Below are 18,057 nucleotides of genomic sequence, written 5' to 3' on the forward strand. Positions count from 1 at the left end.
TTCTAATAATCTACATATCAATCCAACTGACTTCTTAACGAAGACGAGTAAGCATTGATTTAATACGTTTGAAATCTCCTGCACTTACCATTGAAGCTTTGCGAAGATGACGACGTTGTTTCTTAGTTTTACCGTGGAAACGGTGTGAAGTATAAGCGCGGAAGCGTTTCAATCCACCTGAACCTGTACGTTTGAAACGTTTAGCTGATGCGCGGTGTGTTTTTTGTTTTGGCATGTTAATTTTCTCCTCTTAAATAATAGTTAACAATTGACAATTATTTTTTGTCAGGAATTGGTGCAAGTTGCATAAACATTTGACGGCCATCCATCTTAGCGCGTTGCTCAATAATCGCAATATCTTGCGTTGCTTCAGCAAAATCTGCCAAGACCTTTGCTCCAATTTCTTTATGAGTAATCATACGGCCCTTAAAGCGAATAGACACTTTTACTTTATTTCCTTTTTCAAGGAACTTACGACCGTTACGAAGCTTTGTCTCAAAGTCTCCTTTATCAATAACAGGACTTAGACGAACTTCTTTAACTGTTACAACACTTTGCTTTTTGCGTTGTTCTTTTTGTTTCTTCTGATACTCAAACTTGAACTTACCATAGTCCATGATTTTCGCAACGGGTGGCTTAGCCTGTGGTTGAATCAAAACCAAATCGACATTCGCATCATCTGCAAGTGCTTGAGCTTCAGCCAACGGTTTAATCCCTAATTGTTCACCTTCAAGACCAATCAGACGAACTTCACGAACGCGAATCTCGTCGTTAATGAACAAATCTTTCTTAGCTATGTTCTTCACCTCTTCATTTTTTTAGAGAAAAACGAAAGCGGACCTGATAAATCAAGCCCGCACACATAATATTCCCAAAGGAATCTTGACATGTTGGGCCAGACAACCTTAGTCGCAAGGCGAGAAGTTCTCACTTCTGCTTTTCTCATTAAGAATATTCTACCAAACATCTTAATGCATGTCAATGATTTTTTTAGCTTTTTCTGAAATAAATTCCACCACACCCTCAATACTGATACCTGTTGTATCAAAAACAATGGCATCATTAGCTGCTTTTAAGGGAGAAACCTTACGATGACTATCTTTATAATCTCGTTCAGCGATTTCCTTTTTCAATGATTCTAAGTCTGTTGTAATCCCTTTTTCTAAATTTTCTTTATAGCGACGTTCTGCTCGCTCATCCACTGAAGCTACCAAGAAAATTTTCAATTCCGCATCGGGTAAAACAACGGTCCCAATATCACGTCCATCCATTATAATAGCACCATCTTTAGCAATCAGCCGCTGTTGTTCAACTAATTTTTCGCGAACTTCAGAGATGGCCGCTACCCAAGAGACATTGTTTGTCACATCATTATCACGAATAATGTCCGTCACGTCTGTCTCTCCTACAAAAACTTTCTGTAAACCTGTAGTGGATCGTTGGAAAGAAATAGGATTTTTATCTAATTGAGATAAAATACTTGGTGTATCTTTTTCTGTTAAATGATTTTTTAAAGCTAAATATGTTGCTGAACGGTACATTGCTCCAGTATCTAAATAAGTATAGCCAAGATTGTTTGCAATAATCTTGGCTACTGTACTTTTTCCACTAGAGGCAGGACCGTCAATTGCAATTCTAATTTGTTTCATGACTACCTCAAACTTTATCTTTAGTTGACATTGACCACATCACCTGGATTAGCATACCATGTTCCACCAGGTCCTGTCATCATATTAGGGTTTAGAGCATAAAGTTGCTCTAAAGAAATACCTGCTCGTGCGGCAATTGAAGCAGCACCTTCACCAGCATTAACAGAAATTGTTGCGCCCGTTGAGTTTGTAGATGGAGCTGCATAGGCTCCAGTTGTCTGATCTGCATACGGATCAACATATTCTTCTGAGGAAGATTCTACAACTGTTTCTGTGGAACTCGATGAAGTGCTTGATGAGGCACTTGATGATTTTTTCTTCTTCTTGCTACTTGTACTAGATTCCACTGAACTTTCTTCTGTTGTAGTAGATTCTTCTGTTGTTGAGCTTGCAGCCTCACTAGAAGATGAACTTGCAGCAACTGACGAGGTAGATGCGCCATAAAATCCATCAGTTGCATCCTTACTTCCACCACCGTTAGAAGTATATAAAACCACTATAAAAATAGCTAAAACAATAGCAAAAAATATCCCCAACAAAGCTGTTAGAACAGGAGTACTAATTACTTTTGAATTTTTAGACTTCTTTGTTTTATCCTCTGCTACTTCTGCCTCTTCGTAAAGTTCTTCTTCCCATGGTTCTTTTGCCATGATTTCCCCCTTGTTAAAAATAAAATTTAATATTAAAATGATACTATGAAAGTAACAATTATTCCAGAAAAATGTATCGCATGTGGACTATGTCAAACTTATTCAGATAATTTTGATTATTATGACAACGGCATTGTCAAGTTTGTAAATTCAGATGACCTGCAACTAGAACTTCCAGATAAAGATTCCACTGTCTTGGCTGTCAAAAACTGTCCAACAAAAGCACTGATTTCTCATTAGTGCTTTTTATTTTTGATAATGATCAAAATAATCTAGCTTAATAAAATTATCTAGTAGTTCCACCTCACCTATAAATTTCGGATGAACAGCTAAAGCATCTAAAAAATATTTTTTAGGCCACTTCCTCATATAAAATATTTTACCTTTCGGATACTTATCTGTAATAAACATTAAGCTGTGCTTTGTAACTTCTATTTTTTTAATAGATGCTATCATTATCCTCGAAGGTGTAAAAATACTAAGTGAAACAACCTTCACTTCCTCATCTTCAATAATGAAGTAACGATGAAATCCGATACCCGCTAAAATGACAAATATAGCAAATAGTATAAACAATTGGTACGGAATTTTCGTACGCTCATATAATAAAGATAGGCCTAAAAATATGGGTGTAATCGCAATAGACCAATAGACAATCATCCAAGAAAGCTCTGGTTGCCAATGATAACGGATTTTACCAAAAATTTTTATCACAGGTATAACCTCCATTAACCTCTATTCTATCATATTTATTGTGTTTTAAAAAGGTTAATCTTTAAAAGTTGAAATGCCAATAATAACCTCTACTGCTTTTTCCATAGTCTCTAAGCTGACAAATTCAAAGCGACCATGCATATTTTCTCCCCCAGCAAAGATATTTGGTGTCGGAATCCCCATAAAAGAAATTTTAGATCCATCAGTACCACCTCGGATTGGCTCAATAATCGGTTTAATAGCTAAGTCTTCCATAACATTTTTTGCGATTTCTACACAAACCATATTATGCTCGATTACCTTTTTCATATTATAGTATTGATCTTCTATCGTTAAAAGCACTCTATCTTGTTCAAACTGAGCATTAAAATGTTTAGCTATTCTAGCTAATTCAGATTTTTTAAATAAAAAGTCATCTTCTTCAAAATCTCTTATAATGTAGCTAGAATGTGCTTCCTCAACGGTTCCTTCAATAGCTAGTAAATGGTAAAAACCTTGACTCCCCTCTGTCTTTTCAGGTCGCTCACTTTCAGGAAGTAAGTTATGAAAATCCACAGCTAGTTGAAGAGCATTGATCATTTGATTTTTAGCCGTTCCTGGATGAACATTACGTCCTTTAAAGACAATATCTGCTCCTGCTGCATTAAAAGTTTCATACTGTAACTCTCCAAGTGGGCCACCATCAACTGTGTAGGCAAAGTCAACATCAAAATCTTTAACATTGAACTTATTCGCACCAACACCAATTTCTTCGTCTGGACCAAATCCAACTCTAATTTCACCATGTTGAATTTGAGGATTCTGAATTAAATAATCCATTGCCGTTAGAATTTCTGCAATCCCTGACTTGTCATCTGCACCAAGCAAAGTTGTTCCATCTGTGGTAATTAAAGTTTGTCCCATATAATTTTTGAGATTAGGAAAATCTTTTGGATCCAAACGATAATCAGAAGTCCCTAAATTAATAATTCCACCATCATAATCTGTAACCACTTGAGGATTAACACCTTCAGCATTAAAGTCAGCTGTATCCATATGAGCTATAAAACCAATTTTATGTTTAAACTGTGTACTATTAGCCGGAAGAGTTCCTACAATATAGCCATTACTTTCTAAATAATGAACATTTTGTAATCCTATAGCTTCCATTTCTGGTTTTAAAACATTTAAAGCAAAATCAACTTGACTTTGGGTAGTTGGGGTAGTATCTGACGTTTCATCACTACGTGTGTTAACCTTCACATAGGTTAAAAAACGCTCAAGTAATTTTTCTTTCATCGCACTCTCCTTTCGTTCCTATCTATTTTAAGCTATATTTAGACTTTAGTCAAAAAGAAAATGCCTTTTCCGAAGGATATACCAATTAAAAAAGAGAAGACCTTGGTAGTCTTCTCTTACTTTATCATCTATTATTTAAAAAACCCATCCTAATAGATTTATACATAGTAATCGTAATACTTTTTAATACCACTAAAAATACCATTTACTAACTTATTTTGATAATTTTCTTGTTTTATTTTATTGGCTTCTGACACATTCGACATATAACCTAACTCTAATAATACTGCTGGAGCAGTCGTTTCACGTAAGACTGCGAAAGTATCTCTTTGAACTCCTCTATTCAAAGCACCAGTATTTGCTACTATTTCAGACTGAAGTGCTTGAGCAAGGTAATTGCTTCTGGAAAGGCGTTCACTGTTATTGTGAAACTCCTTATTGATCGCCGAAGGATATTCTGCATAAGATTGGTAGTAATAGGTCTCAACACCATTTGTCGCTGAATTTGTTGAAGCGTTAAAATGAATACTAATAAAAAGATCAGAATTAGATGAATTAGCTTTTTTTGATCTATCTAAAAGATCTAAGAAACCATCACCTGTACGTGTCAATACAACTTGATAACCTGAATTCTCAAGTATTGTTTTTAATTTTTCTTGAACCTGTAAATTCAAAGATTTTTCCGTTTGACCAAAATATACAGCACCTGGGTCGCTCCCTCCATGTCCCGCATCTAGGTAAATTACCTTATTTATGACAGAATAATCCCCTTGTGAAGCAGATGTTGAAGGGTGCTTCATTGATTCTAAAATATAATTCCCTAAGTTAAATCCTTTTGTAGAGCCGTCTTGATAATCAATATAGGTATGAATCGTGTAGCTTCCATCAATATACTTATGATTAGCTGTATCAACAGTAATCTGAACTTGACCATTTTTGAGGTCAGTCGCAGTATACCATTTTAAATTAGATTGATTACTTTCAGACCAAGCTGCGACACGAACAAGTTTAACCGATGGAGCTTCTGCACCCGCATCTACGACAACAGTTACTTTTCCATTTTCTTTCTGGTAGTCGCTTGTACTTACTTTAACAATAGACGTTGTCGCCAGGGTCTCTTTTGGTTTTGGTGTAGGAACCGTGTAAGTGCTTGCAGCTAATCCAACTAACTGACTACGACCACTTTCTTGTCCATAAAAATGAACGTGGTACTGACCGGTTTCTGACTTATGATTTTTAGTGTCAACTGTTACTCGATAAGTTCCATTGGCTTCCTTAGCAGCGGTGTACCAAACCAAATCATCCTGACCGTTCTGATTTGTCCATACAGGAACCTTAACCGAAGAGATGGTGCTTGGAACATTAGTGATTGTCGCAACAAAAGCTGTTTCACCTTTTGCCACAACTGACACACTTGGTTGTTTAACAGCGTCTGCTTGAGAAGGGGTAACAGTGTAGGTTGCCGTGGTCAAACCTTGTAACTGAAGACTACCTGATGCTTGACCATAAGCATGAATGTGGTACTGACCGGTTTCATTTTTATGATTTTTAGTATCAACCGTCACACGATAAGTCCCACTAGCTTGTTTGTTCGCAGTGTACCAAATCAAATCATCCTGACCATTATGATTTGTCCATACAGGAACTTTAACCGAAGAGATGGTGTTTGGAACATTAGAAATGGTGACATCAAAAACAGAAACACTTTTAGAGGATACGGTAATGGAAGGTTTAGCTGGAGCGACAACTGTCAGTTCAGTCGCATTTAAGCCCACCATACGACCACTACGATCGGCATAAGTGTGGATATTGTACTTACCATAATCGCGATGATTTTTCAATTCCACATAGGCCGCACCTAACTTGTCCGCCGTGTACCACTTAAGGTCATCCTGACCTTTAAGATCGGACCAAACTGCAATCTTAATCACTTCATCGGAACTGATCGGACGGTTGTACTGAATGGTCAAGGCTTGATCTTTTTGCGCCACACTAGTCACTGGAAGATTAGTCACATCTGCCGCATAACCTTGCACCAAAGAAAGCACCGCTGACTCACTCGTCAAACTGGTCGTGCTAGCAGTCGTACTAACGCTAGAAACTGCATTTTCTGAACTGGCTGTCACTGGCGTAGAACTTACCGAACTCGTCTCAGACGAAAGACTATTTGTTTGATAAGTACTGGTTAAACTCGCTGTTTCAGAAGAGGCTGTGCTTGAAGTCACTTCTGAGCTAACATTAGAGGAAAGATATGTGCTCGTCTCACTACTTTCTTGCTGAGTTGAAACCGTAGCTTGAGACTCTGAGGAAGCTGTAGCTAAAGCATCAGCTTCTGGAGCACTTTTTACCTCAGCTGCACTACTTTGAGTTAAACTCACCTCTGGCTGACTAGACTCAGCGGTCACCAAGTCTTCTGCCTGAGCTTGAATCCCTCCTACAAAAGCTAAAACCATAGGAATGGTCAGAAACGCTTTACTAGCTAAATGTTTTCTTCCGTATCCTTTCAAAATGACTCTCCTAAATAAAAAACTTTCAACCATTATAACACTAATATTAAGAACAAATCAATACTTTAATTGTCATTTTCTAATTTATTTGACCATAACTTATTAGTTTATCCCCACTAATTTGACCAATAGCGACATATCGTTTAGCGCCACTATAAGAAGTATAACTTGCCCATCGGTAACCATCAGCCTCCACTACTCCATTAAAATTAAAACTCATACCAGATGTGTACGTTGCTACGATATTCCCAGATAAGCTTGGTTTATCACGAACATTTAGTTTTGCAACGCCAACAGTAAACTTTCCTTGCTGTGCTACTGTGCTGACTGAAGAAGTTGGAGAACTAGGGGCAACAGGGACTGAAGATGTAACAACAGTTCCTGTCGTTGACTTGTAGGGAAGTCTAATCCATCCTATAATCGCATGTTGACTCAAATTTCTTGTTAAAAATCTAGCTGGTCCTCCCACTGAAAGTGCATTGGCGTTCCCATCAACATTTTGTTCAACCGTTCTAAAAGATTGACCTATGGCATCTTGGATCACCAAGCCAGTATGTCCATATGGATGCCCATATAGACGTGTTGTGTCCGATACATAAATATCTCCTGCTTTAGGTGTCTGACCTGATGAGGCATAAATAACGGTCAATCCTTGGCTCTTAGCAGAGTTTAATAAATCAATGGCATTGCCTCTTAATGGCTTACCAAAATATTTACTACTAATCCAATTGACTAAATCAACGCACTGCATACCATAGAGTCCATCAATATCAACTCCTACGCCTCTATTTGCTAAATCAGAGGCAAATGATATAACCTGACTGACAGATTGATCTGAATAATTTGGAGTATAAGCTAAAACATTTTGACTAGCTAAACTGAGCATCATTGCTGTGGAATATAAAATTGATTTTTTTAAGTTCATAAAACCTTCCTTTCATTTGATTTATTCGGAAAGGAAGCAAAAGGATTCTTTTTTTTATAAAAATAACACCCTAAAAGTTAGATTTTTCGTCTAACTTTTAGAGTGCGGTTTAAATCAACTACATCTCTTTATTTTTAAGGCAAGAAGCTACATTTTGTTAGCTACTGATCGTATTTCCTGAAATATAAGAAACCGTATCTGCTGGGAAATGGATTGGTTTAAAGTACCATAGATCTTCAGATTGTGAAAATCTTGTCACAAATGGCGATTCAAAAGTGTTATTCGTTACAGTGACATAGCCAACTTGAGAGGAATGTTGACCAATTGTTCCACTATAAGCAACTATTTTTCCAGAAGCATCAATGTAGGGTAAAAATTTATTGTTTGTAACAGTAATATTGCTACTAACTTGCTTCTCACTATTATGAGTGGCATAATCTGGATCAATTGATTTAATTAAATTAGCATCCCAACCACCAGTGTTATCACTAGCATCATATTGTATAACTTCTGCATAGTATTTATGTAAATCTTCATCTTCTGGCAAACTTGTCACAGAAGTAATATTAGGAGCATAGCCAATAAATTGATTGGTTTCAAAAGTGGCATTTTGAACTCCTCCTAAATCAAATATATGACTTCCTGATTTATGAACCAAAGTAAATGTATTATTATAAACTGACCAATTGTTACCATGATTAGCCATCACCATAAAGTGATCTCCATTTACCAAATCATTAGCTTTAATGTTCATATCGTGCATGGTGAAATTAGTCAATCCATCAGTTGCTTGACTACCAGTCGCTATACCAAACCAGTACATTGTTCCATCAACAATGAGATTAACTCCATTTCCTCGAAATTCCGTATTCGAAGATAAAATAACATAATTTTTAGATGGATCACTTGTACCAATCTTATAATCTCCAGAAGGAAAATTTAAAATAGTGTAGTTATTCTTACTTGCTGCACTCGTTGCATCACTTAAAACTTTTAAATTTTCTTCAGGAGAATTGTCCGTCTTCAGTGGAACGTCATAAATGGTCGAAATCTCTGAATCTGTAATATCTACAACCTGACCAATGCCATCAATAGTTGCATTATAAAAAATTTGAGAGCTTGACTCTGTCTCTTTTACAGAAACAGATGTTATTTTCCCTGAACCATTCAGTCCAGTTGTAGGAGACAATTCAATGCTATCTCCAACCTTATACTTAGATGTTGCTGTCTTTAATTGATCTTCTGAAATATTATCAATAAGAGTCTCCTCTGAAAATCTAACAGTATATTCAAAATACTCTTTTTGTTCAGAGGATTTTTTCTCTACCTTTTCAATAGTTCCGATTTTATTATATTGATTCTCCAATTGACTAGAAACATCTGAAAGATTTTTTAGCATGACTTGATCACCAGATCGGTATTTCGCCTTACTATTTTCTGTTGTTGCATTATCCTTAAAGAAGGAAGGAAACCATGTTCGTAATATAGAATCTTGTCCCGTCATGACAATTTCTTGTCCTCTCAATAAAATATAACACATCAACAAGGATAATAATACAAATAAAAGTAGGGCCAAATTCATTACTTCTCTTTTTCTTCGGCGTTTGTGCTTTGCTTTTAAATTTTGTGGCAAAAATAGAACTCCTTTAATTTATTTATTGACCCGATAAAATATCAGATATGCTTTTATAAAAACTAGCAACTCATGTTACTAGTTTTTATATTGAAATATCATATTTCCATCTTGGTCAGCACCGTAAACTTTTGAAAATTTGTCTGACCCAAATAAACTTACTAAATCTCTATTCGTCAAAATATAATCTACCTCTAAGCTCTCTAAAGACTTGACATTTAATTGAATAGATAAAGAATCTGGTGATGGATTTGTCATCTTGGTCTCTTCTGTGGTTAAAATATAGTTAAGATGGGAATACCTGTTCCAATTTGTCTCAAACTGGTTTTTAGGATCCAGTTTTTTCATCAATTTTAAATCAGGATAAAACCTAACACCATCAATGGAATGCACCCCCAACATCTGAGGAAGTTGATATAATTTCCCATTTTCAGTCATCCAGATAGCATTTTGATCTTGTTTGACAATCTTCTTAATCGTCACAGAAATAGCTTTATTTTCAATAACTCCAATTCCTCTAACAATCGGATTAACTGTCCAACCTGAAAGTAATATCAGCACTAGCATTGAAAAAATGGCAAGTTTGCTTCTAAAAATAAATAGCAGATAAATAACTAAGTATAATCCCAATATTTTGAGCATTTCATTATTATCTAGATAAGATATATAATTTCTATCTACCACTACAAGGTAAGCTAATAAAAGAGAACTCGGTAGCATGGTCAATAATAGTACCCATATCTTTTTATCTTTCATTTCCCAAATATAAGATAAAAACCAAACAGATGCAAATACACCAGTTACTGAAACGGTTTGCCAAGCACGACTACTGGTCACAAAACTAAAAAGTGTGACCTTAGATAATAATTCTGGTATCGTTATAAAAGCATACGCGGTCAATAGTAACGTATAAGCAACGAGAAATAGTCCAAAAGTATTATCTTTCACCTGATCTTTTTTTATCAAAAAAGGAATTGCCAGAAAGAAAAGGGGCAGAAACTGGAAACTACTTGCTAATTCAACTTGATTACTAAAAGTTGGAATTTTGAATGGAAGCGCAATATTGAGCAGAAATTCAATCAGTTGATGAAGCTTTAATCCACCACCAACAGACACTCTGCTCCCTGGATAGACTGTGTTTAAGGTTAAAGCAATTGCTTCTCGACTCTCCCATAAAGTATATCCGATAATCCCTCCTGAAAAAAGAAGAGTTCCTAACATAACAATCCAATCAAATCTTGTGAGCAATCTCATCTTCCAGGCACGAATAAAGTAGATTAAAAAGAAGGCTGAAATAAGATAAGCAAAAGGAACCTGAAAAGCTGGATAAATCACCAAAACAAAACCAATGAGAGCACTTGATAACAAACTCGCATAAAGCAACTTTTTCTTCTTACTAGCTGTAAATAAGAAGTGGTAGATTATTACCATAATCAACAATGAGAAAAAGACAACATCTCCCAAATGCTGCATAAACCACCATTGCACTGATGGAGAAAAAGTAATCCATGCACTTCCTAATAAAGATAAGAGCTTATTTTTTTTGGTAATAATCATTCCAAACTCAAAAGATAAAAGTAACATCCCGATAATTTTGAAACACCAATACCAAGAAAGTCCTCTAGAGGCTCCTAGAAAAAGAAATCCCCAGTTGAATGGTTTTCCAATAACCGAAATGTGTCTAACCGGAGCATTATAAGCTACAATCATATTTTGCCCTGAAAACTCATAGGTAGGGTTAATTAATTGATTACCGCTATTAGCTTGTGAAAGATAAAATGGGGTTTGTACTAACCATTCATCTGTCCTAATCATCCTTGGGACACCAACAATGGTTCCATCCGCTCTTGGAGGAATACTAATCCAATTATTGAGGTTGCTTTCAATATCAATCTTATCAGAATCACTGTTAAAATCATTTTGTGTAGTTGATTGCGAATTCCAAATAGTCTGGCTTATACCATACTTATTCCAGTTACTAATTGAACTGCCGTGTAAATTAAGGCTGACTCCTATAACAAAGGCTAAAAGAGCTATGAGATACCTATATTTTAAAAATTTATTTAATAAAGACATATTCCCTCTCAATAACTAACCCCTAGATTACAAAATTCTAGGAGCTGTAATTTAAATATTTCCTTACTTTTTGCTGTCTTTTACTACAGATTTTGTTTGTAAAAGTCATAAACTTTTAATTCATATTGCATCCGATTTTGTCGTACAACTGTATCTAGAATAAAACCTGCTACAAAAGATAGAGCTGATAAGATCATAAATCCAGTTGCTAGTACTGCTGATGGCAACTTATTAATCAGTCCTGTTTTAGCAAATTCACTAATAACAGGGATACCAGCTACTAATCCACAAAGAAAGAAAAGAAACGTTAAAAGGGTAAAGAAAATGAGAGGTTTATAATCTTTAAAGAGATTAAAAATCATACGCAAGACTTTGAAGCCATCTGAAAATGTACTTAACTTTGATTCACTTCCTTCAGGTCGATCTTTATAAGTAATCGGAACTTCTACTAACTTAAACCGTTTATCTAATGAATGGATTGAAAGTTCTGTTTCAATCTCAAAACCTGGCGATAAAACAGGAAAAGTCTTAACAAACAAGCGATTAAAACCTCGATAACCTGTCATAATATCGTTGTAATTTCCTTTGTACAACTTATTGATGAGGATACGGACTAAATTATTTCCAAAGCCGTGAAAACCACGTTTATTTTCTTTTTCATATGTTCCGTTAGATAAACGATCTCCGATTGTCATATCTGCCATTCCTGTTCGTAATGGTTCCAAGAGCTTTTCAACCTCAGCTGCAGGATAAGTATCATCAGCATCAGCCATAATATAATAATCAGCATCAATCTCTCTAAACATTGAACGAACAACATTACCTTTTCCTTGGCGAGGTTCAAATTTTACTATAGCTCCCGCTTCTTTGGCAAGCTGGTTCGTCTTATCTTTTGAATTATTGTCATAAACATAGATTTCTGCTTGAGGAAGAGCTTTTTTAAAATCTTCAATTACTTTTACAATGGTAACTTCTTCATTATAAGCAGGTAGCAATATTGCTATTTTTTCCGTCATTTTATTCTCCTATTTTAAAAAATGAACTATCTTTAGTTAAATAACCGTCACGGCTAACCAAATCGTACTCAATCATTTTTAAATCATTAGCTATTTCTTGAGCATCTGAACTTAATTTTTCTTGATCAACACTACTATTTTTCATGACCTCAGTTAACAAAGCGTAATAAGGGGACACTTTTGAGTTCGTTGTTTCTAATAATGCAGCAATGAAATCACTAGAGTTTAATAGAGGTTGGTCAATTTTTTCTGTTCCATAGTTACTCCAAATCACATAATCCGTTTCATATTGGAGTTGTGGATCAGAGGCAAAACTACTTGATGGATAAAATCCAGGTAAATGATCACCATAAAAGACAACCGATATTTTTTTATCTTGTTTTTCTAAAGTATTAAAAAAGTCCTCTGTTGCCTGGTCTGTAATGTTCAATAAACGAGCATAACTGGTTAATGTTCCATTCTCTTCATCTGAAAAACCTTCTCCAGTTCCTACAATATCTGCTGGATCTCCAACTGACCAAGGCATATGATTTTGCATAGTCATCACTGAAAAGAACTGAGGAGAATCTTTTGATAGCTGGTCTAGGACATTTTGATAAGTTGAAGCATCGCTTGGATGTAAACCAGCATCTTTAACATTTGTCGCTTTAGTGTCTGAATTTGTTAGGGCGATAAATTTATCGAATCCTAACTTTGTATAGATAGCATTTCTTGAATAATTAGCCCCTGATTCCAGATGAACTGCAATTCTATTTTTACTACTATACAAATCACTTATCGAAGGGATATAAGGCATGTTGGAAGCCACTTCTGTATAAATCGTTGAAATATTAGGAGAGAGGTTATACATCGGAAGACCAGTTAAGGTTTGAAACTCCATATTGGCCGTTCCACCACCGTATCCATCTGATTTCATTAATCCACTACTGTAGCTTTCTCTGAGTGAATTAAGATAAGGTGTAATTTCCTTTGATAATTGGACACCTGGGATACGAGTTGGATCAGAATAACTCTCACTCAGAATATAAATAACCGTTTGATCTTCAATATTATTTTTTCTCGAAGCATTCAATTCTTCTGCTACGGCTGCATACTTTGCTTCAATTTCCTTAATTTTTTGATGGCTGTATCCTTTAGGTTTCTCCATTACTGGCGTCACTAATTGTTTAACCCATACAAAAGAAAGCGACTTCATTTTTGCATTAACTGAATTTCCCATCCAATTGATATCAGCAATATTATTTAAGGTTGATATGATGGGCAGATTGGAGGGAACTTTTCCATTTTCATTTCCTTTAAGGATATTAAAGGTCATAGAAAATAGCAATACAACCCCAAAAGAAGTTGAAAAGCGTAGCCACTTGTTGTCAGTTACTTTATCAACCCAAATAATTTTTCTAATAAAATAATAAATAACTCCCACTAATAGAATGCCAGCTATAGCTGAGAAAATATACCCTTTATCAACAAAACCTAAAACCAGACCAATTTGTTTAATCCATCCTAAATCACTAGGAAGAATAGGCTCATTACGATAAGTATATTTGATAGCATTGGCAAGTGAGAAAATAGTTCCTGATACCAATACAAAAACAGTTGAGAAAAGAAAACGATTAGACAGCAAATAGATTAAGAAAAAGAGTCCTGTATATAGACAGACTTGGAAGCTAAAAGCACCAGGTAAAATAAAACGATCAACAACAGTTCCCTTATTATCTATTCCAATCTGGACAGTGTAGTTAAACAAAATTGCAAACAGGAGGCTCATTGATAAAGCTGAGCTAATACTAACCCTATTGTTTATAATATCTGTTATTCCTTTGATAAACAAATAAGTTACAAAAGAAATAAATAAGTACAACCATGAATAATACCATAAGGCAGATAGTCGTTCAACTAATGTCTCTACATTAAAGAAACTACTTCTCTCGATAAAATCAATAAATTTACTATCACTCAAAATAAAGGCTGTCAAGAATTGAGCAATGAAAAAATTTTCTCTAATCGAAACATGGCGTTGAAATCGTATATTTAAAGGCTTAGGACGAGATTTAAGATAAAAAATTCCTAAAGTAAGTCCCAGCATATACAGTAGAGGAAGAAGATAGTTAACCTGAAAAAAATGATTTTTTACAAAATCAAACCACTTAAAGTCAGCATTATTGATGTTTAAGGTCATCAAAACAAAATAACTCAGCACCTGATACATCAAATAAATAAGAAGAATTTTACAAGCAAACCAAAAGTTGAACTTTGATCTAATCACAAAAAGATAATATGCGATAGCTGTCGCCGGAAGATAGATAAACAGAATATAAAGAATATTGAAATGACCAAAAAGTTGAGCTAGAAGTAAAGCACCATTTGATATAAAAAACAAGAGAGAAATCAAAAGTGCTCTAATCAGTTTTGGGTCTTTTAGCCATTGATTTGATTTATTTTTTCTTGATTCCATTATTTTCTCATCTTTTCTACTAGTCTATTTATAATATACTTGATGGCTCTTGCGGGTCCAATCACAATATATTTCATAGCTCCTTTTATACCACCCATATAGGTAAAATCGACAAATGTATTTGGAGCTGTTTGCCCGCGTTCATTTAACAATTTATTATCAATAAAGGCTGTCAAATGAATGCTATTATAAGAAATTCTAAAGTCATAATGTTCATTCCAAGCAATATAAACCAACAGACGCTCAATCGCATGGAGAATAGAATTTTGCGGAAGAGGTTCTGATGGGACATCACTATCCTCTAAATTCAAATCAAATAATGGCTTTAAAGCATCGTACTTAAACCAAACAAATGTGCCATAACTCATAACAAAAGTATGAAGCTGATTAAAGTCAATCTGCTTGGTCATTCCCATTTTTTTCCAAAGATTATTCATTTCAGGTGCAATTAAATGCTCATTCCAAGCATCTACAATTTTATTGTAGCGGAAAAAACTAGGAATATCTGCAATCACAAGTCCAATTTTAGGATTAGCAACAAAATTAGCGATAATATTATCAGCAGGTTTAATCATCATTTCAATCAACTCTTGTCGCCATGACTCTCCTGCCCAAAAATCTGCTTCTTTTGATTTTTTAGTATGAAAATGCCCAATGTAGTCATAAGTTTTTAACTGTTCTTTTAATTTCAACATTGGCAAAACATCACGGCCGATATTTCCCGTGACAAAAATACGAGCTTCTTGATTTTGAGTAGCTAAAACTTTCTTAATCTCAACTTCTTTTTCAACAATATCTGTTGTAATCAGTAAATCATAATCAAAGTGAATTGTTTTAAAAGCTGTTAGGAACTCCTCTAAGAGATCAACATAAAATACATGTAAATGAATAGCTATCTTGTAATCATTTTTTTCAGGCCATGCTTGCTCTCTAAGGAGTTTATGCCCCAAGAGATATTTAAAATCAGGATAATTGATTTCAGACATATGAGAAACAATTAAATCAATCGGATAGTCTGAGCGTTGTTCAATGTCATTTAATAAGTAAGGAGTAATATGCTGGTTAGCATCAATTGCCTTCACTTTAATGAAAGGAACCTCTTTTTTCAAAATAGCTGTTGGATTGTAATAACTAAAATCAGCATGAAGCATGTGACTAGCATCTTCTGAAGTCGTATCAAAAATCGTCTGATAACGAAATCCTTCATCTAAAAAGACAGTTGTCACCTTTGTCTCATAATGATCAATAACATCCTGAACAGCTGTAAAATTTTCTACTCCTTTCCAAAACTCTAAAAATTTTGGAGATTGGATGATAGCTTTTTTAAATGATATAAAATAACTCTGAATATGTTCTGGAAATTCTTTTGTTGCTCTGTTATTTGTTAGACCCCAAAAATCAACCGTAGAATCAGATTCGTATGTTAAATAGTGGTCTTTCATATCCCATAAGGGACCAAAACAGGTGTCGTTCATAATAGTAATCGAATCATAATGAGTAATGTCATCATAACCGATATAACTCATCCCATCACGCCAAGCAGCAAAGTCAAACCCTACGTTTTCTCTTTGGATAAAATCAGTTATCAAATTATTTTCTCTCAATAAAAGTTGGTAGCTATCCTCAACCTCACTATTAGAAATAAAGACAACATGCGTAAATAGGGGACGTAATTTTTCAAGTTGGTAAATGACGTGTGAACTAACACGATTGTATTTATTGAAATGAACATATAATAATAAACGCTTCATTTCTTTCTCCTAAATAAATTTATAATTTTTGTTGGAATGATCCAACGACGTGAGTAAATGACCGAATGATATCGAACAATTAACTCTTCAACCTGTCGTTTAAATTCATCTCGCTCTCGTTTCAAGTTGACAAAATCACTTTGATAATGCTCTAGTTGCTTAATCTTATCTTTACTTTGAGAGTATTCTCTAACTAAACGATTAACCAGAAAGTCCTCTTTAAAAATACTATCAACATTAAACATTTGATAAGACAAACGGAAACGATTCCCATAAAACTTATCTGTTCTGAAGATTAAATATGGATCCACTTCTGTAAAATAATATGCTCCATCAATCTCTATGGCATTAGTCGATACAGGAGCAAGCTCTGTACAAAATTCACCATCCACTAGACTAATATACTGATAATAACTGGGTAACTCAGATAAATCTAAGCGAAGATAAGTGGCTTCTTCTGGGATTTGAAACTCTAACTGATCTGTCTTTTTTAAGGGATATTGTAGTCTATGATTTTCACTAAACTGACCATCACTAGACCAATAAATCGTCACAAATTGATTGGGAAGTTGGGAGTTAGGGTATTCTTGTTTGACCAAACTCAACTCAAACTCATGGTTTCTTTGCAAAAGCAATTCAATCACTTCTTTTGCTGTATCAGTAGATAGGGTTTGACTGTATTCTTTTTGTGTCTCTAATAACTTGGTAAAACGTCTTTCCAATTTCCCAAAATCTTGCGTTCGGGAATCAGATTCATCATCCATGCGATAGACCGTCGTAGAATCTGGTAAGAAAGTTAATTTTGTCCGTTTGAATAGCTCCAGTTGGATATTAAATGTATCATCAGCGGTATCAAGAGCTATCTGTTTATTAACTTCTAACATGAGTTTGGTATCAACTAACCAAGTTGACGCCATGGTCATCCCTTTATAGACTAACATTTTTTCAAAACTGTCCATAAAAGGAATGATGCGATTGGCTAAAACATCTTTGTGAATCGTCTGACCCTTAGCATCTACCATGTCAAAATCAGTGTTACTCCACTTAGAATCGGGTGTCTGTTCAAGAAGATCCACTTGCTTTTGTAATTTATAAGGGTCTATCCAGTAATCATCCCCATCACAACGTGCAATGTACTCTCCTCTTGCTTCCTTACAGATATCGATCCAAGTTTTTGCAATACCTTTGTTTTGCTTATTAAAAAAGGGACGAATCAAATTTGGATACGTTTCAGCTAACTTATTAATGAGAGCTGGAGACTCATCTGTCGAAGCATCGTCAACAACAATAATCTCATATGGAAAAGTTGTTTTTTGTTGACAGAAACTTTCAACGGCTTCTCTTATCCACTCCCCTTTGTTAAAGTTTGTACAAATTACTGAAACTTTCAAATTCTCACTCCT

Annotated in this window: 15 protein-coding genes and 1 other annotated feature; of the genes, 1 reads left to right on the forward strand and 14 read right to left on the reverse strand. The window is 34.9% G+C overall.

What is annotated here, in order from left to right:
- Window positions 1-34 precede the first annotated feature (34 nt).
- The 4 genes from rpmI to ACVRWY_RS00130 all read right to left on the reverse strand — a co-directional run bounded on the left by rpmI (window position 35) and on the right by ACVRWY_RS00130 (window position 2,299).
- Window positions 35-235 (reverse strand): 50S ribosomal protein L35, encoded by a 201-nt coding sequence (gene rpmI / locus ACVRWY_RS00115; RefSeq protein WP_354367048.1) that lies wholly within the window; start codon window positions 233-235, stop codon window positions 35-37.
- A 40-nt stretch (window positions 236-275) separates the two neighbouring features.
- The gene (gene infC, locus ACVRWY_RS00120; RefSeq protein WP_354367046.1) at window positions 276-806 is read right to left on the reverse strand and encodes a translation initiation factor IF-3; all 531 of its coding nucleotides are present in this window, start codon (window positions 804-806) and stop codon (window positions 276-278) included.
- 14 nt (window positions 807-820) lie between these two features.
- Window positions 821-945: a sequence feature (ribosomal protein L20 leader region), on the reverse strand.
- Between the two features lie 23 nt (window positions 946-968).
- Entirely contained in the window at window positions 969-1,649 is a 681-nt protein-coding gene (gene cmk / locus ACVRWY_RS00125; RefSeq protein ID WP_354367045.1) for a (d)CMP kinase, read from the reverse strand.
- Between the two features lie 20 nt (window positions 1,650-1,669).
- Window positions 1,670-2,299 (reverse strand): SAG1386/EF1546 family surface-associated protein, encoded by a 630-nt coding sequence (locus ACVRWY_RS00130; protein WP_354367044.1) that lies wholly within the window; start codon window positions 2,297-2,299, stop codon window positions 1,670-1,672.
- Between the two features lie 45 nt (window positions 2,300-2,344).
- On the opposite strand from ACVRWY_RS00130, the gene ACVRWY_RS00135 reads away from it, so the two are divergent.
- Window positions 2,345-2,539, forward strand: a complete 195-nt coding sequence (locus tag ACVRWY_RS00135; protein WP_354367043.1) for a ferredoxin — start codon at window positions 2,345-2,347, stop codon at window positions 2,537-2,539.
- A 6-nt stretch (window positions 2,540-2,545) separates the two neighbouring features.
- Here ACVRWY_RS00135 and ACVRWY_RS00140 read toward each other — a convergent pair whose 3' ends face one another.
- The 10 genes from ACVRWY_RS00140 to ACVRWY_RS00185 form a co-directional block, all read right to left on the reverse strand.
- Window positions 2,546-3,013 carry an EbsA family protein gene (locus ACVRWY_RS00140; RefSeq protein WP_354367042.1) on the reverse strand — a complete coding sequence of 156 codons (468 nt, stop codon included), beginning with the start codon at window positions 3,011-3,013 and terminating at the stop codon, window positions 2,546-2,548.
- A 54-nt stretch (window positions 3,014-3,067) separates the two neighbouring features.
- The gene (gene pepT / locus ACVRWY_RS00145; RefSeq protein WP_354367040.1) at window positions 3,068-4,291 is read right to left on the reverse strand and encodes a peptidase T; all 1,224 of its coding nucleotides are present in this window, start codon (window positions 4,289-4,291) and stop codon (window positions 3,068-3,070) included.
- Window positions 4,292-4,449: 158 nt separating this feature from the next.
- Window positions 4,450-6,798, reverse strand: coding sequence for a GBS Bsp-like repeat-containing protein (locus ACVRWY_RS00150; RefSeq protein WP_354367038.1), 2,349 nt, complete (start codon window positions 6,796-6,798; stop codon window positions 4,450-4,452).
- 79 nt (window positions 6,799-6,877) lie between these two features.
- Window positions 6,878-7,723, reverse strand: coding sequence for a CHAP domain-containing protein (locus ACVRWY_RS00155; RefSeq protein WP_354367036.1), 846 nt, complete (start codon window positions 7,721-7,723; stop codon window positions 6,878-6,880).
- Between the two features lie 157 nt (window positions 7,724-7,880).
- Complete coding sequence (locus ACVRWY_RS00160) at window positions 7,881-9,356, reverse strand: HlyD family secretion protein (RefSeq protein WP_447455776.1); 1,476 nt, start codon at window positions 9,354-9,356, stop codon at window positions 7,881-7,883.
- A gap of 78 nt (window positions 9,357-9,434) precedes the next feature.
- Entirely contained in the window at window positions 9,435-11,432 is a 1,998-nt protein-coding gene (locus ACVRWY_RS00165) for a DUF7657 domain-containing protein (RefSeq protein WP_354367032.1), read from the reverse strand.
- Window positions 11,433-11,515: 83 nt separating this feature from the next.
- Window positions 11,516-12,448 carry a glycosyltransferase family 2 protein gene (locus ACVRWY_RS00170; protein ID WP_354367030.1) on the reverse strand — a complete coding sequence of 311 codons (933 nt, stop codon included), beginning with the start codon at window positions 12,446-12,448 and terminating at the stop codon, window positions 11,516-11,518.
- Between the two features lies 1 nt (window position 12,449).
- Entirely contained in the window at window positions 12,450-14,903 is a 2,454-nt protein-coding gene (locus tag ACVRWY_RS00175; RefSeq protein ID WP_354367028.1) for an LTA synthase family protein, read from the reverse strand.
- The gene (locus ACVRWY_RS00180) at window positions 14,903-16,654 is read right to left on the reverse strand and encodes a rhamnan synthesis F family protein (RefSeq protein ID WP_354367026.1); all 1,752 of its coding nucleotides are present in this window, start codon (window positions 16,652-16,654) and stop codon (window positions 14,903-14,905) included. Before ACVRWY_RS00180 ends, ACVRWY_RS00175 begins: the two co-directional genes overlap by 1 nt.
- Window positions 16,651-18,045: a glycosyltransferase family 2 protein gene (locus ACVRWY_RS00185; protein ID WP_354367024.1), complete on the reverse strand. Its 1,395-nt coding sequence runs from the start codon at window positions 18,043-18,045 to the stop codon at window positions 16,651-16,653. Before ACVRWY_RS00185 ends, ACVRWY_RS00180 begins: the two co-directional genes overlap by 4 nt.
- Window positions 18,046-18,057 lie beyond the last annotated feature (12 nt).

Source organism: Streptococcus porcorum (assembly GCF_053203725.1).

What these genes read in the sequence shown, in the direction of transcription:
- rpmI (WP_354367048.1), bottom strand. Translation starts at nt 235, where the DNA reads ATGCCAAAACAAAAAACACACCGCGCATCAGCTAAACGTTTCAAACGT.
- cmk (WP_354367045.1), bottom strand. Translation starts at nt 1,649, where the DNA reads ATGAAACAAATTAGAATTGCAATTGACGGTCCTGCCTCTAGTGGAAAA.
- ACVRWY_RS00180 (WP_354367026.1), bottom strand. Translation starts at nt 16,654, where the DNA reads ATGAAGCGTTTATTATTATATGTTCATTTCAATAAATACAATCGTGTT.
- ACVRWY_RS00130 (WP_354367044.1), bottom strand. Translation starts at nt 2,299, where the DNA reads ATGGCAAAAGAACCATGGGAAGAAGAACTTTACGAAGAGGCAGAAGTA.
- ACVRWY_RS00170 (WP_354367030.1), bottom strand. Translation starts at nt 12,448, where the DNA reads ATGACGGAAAAAATAGCAATATTGCTACCTGCTTATAATGAAGAAGTT.
- ACVRWY_RS00165 (WP_354367032.1), bottom strand. Translation starts at nt 11,432, where the DNA reads ATGTCTTTATTAAATAAATTTTTAAAATATAGGTATCTCATAGCTCTT.
- ACVRWY_RS00175 (WP_354367028.1), bottom strand. Translation starts at nt 14,903, where the DNA reads ATGGAATCAAGAAAAAATAAATCAAATCAATGGCTAAAAGACCCAAAA.
- pepT (WP_354367040.1), bottom strand. Translation starts at nt 4,291, where the DNA reads ATGAAAGAAAAATTACTTGAGCGTTTTTTAACCTATGTGAAGGTTAAC.
- ACVRWY_RS00135 (WP_354367043.1), top strand. Translation starts at nt 2,345, where the DNA reads ATGAAAGTAACAATTATTCCAGAAAAATGTATCGCATGTGGACTATGT.
- ACVRWY_RS00155 (WP_354367036.1), bottom strand. Translation starts at nt 7,723, where the DNA reads ATGAACTTAAAAAAATCAATTTTATATTCCACAGCAATGATGCTCAGT.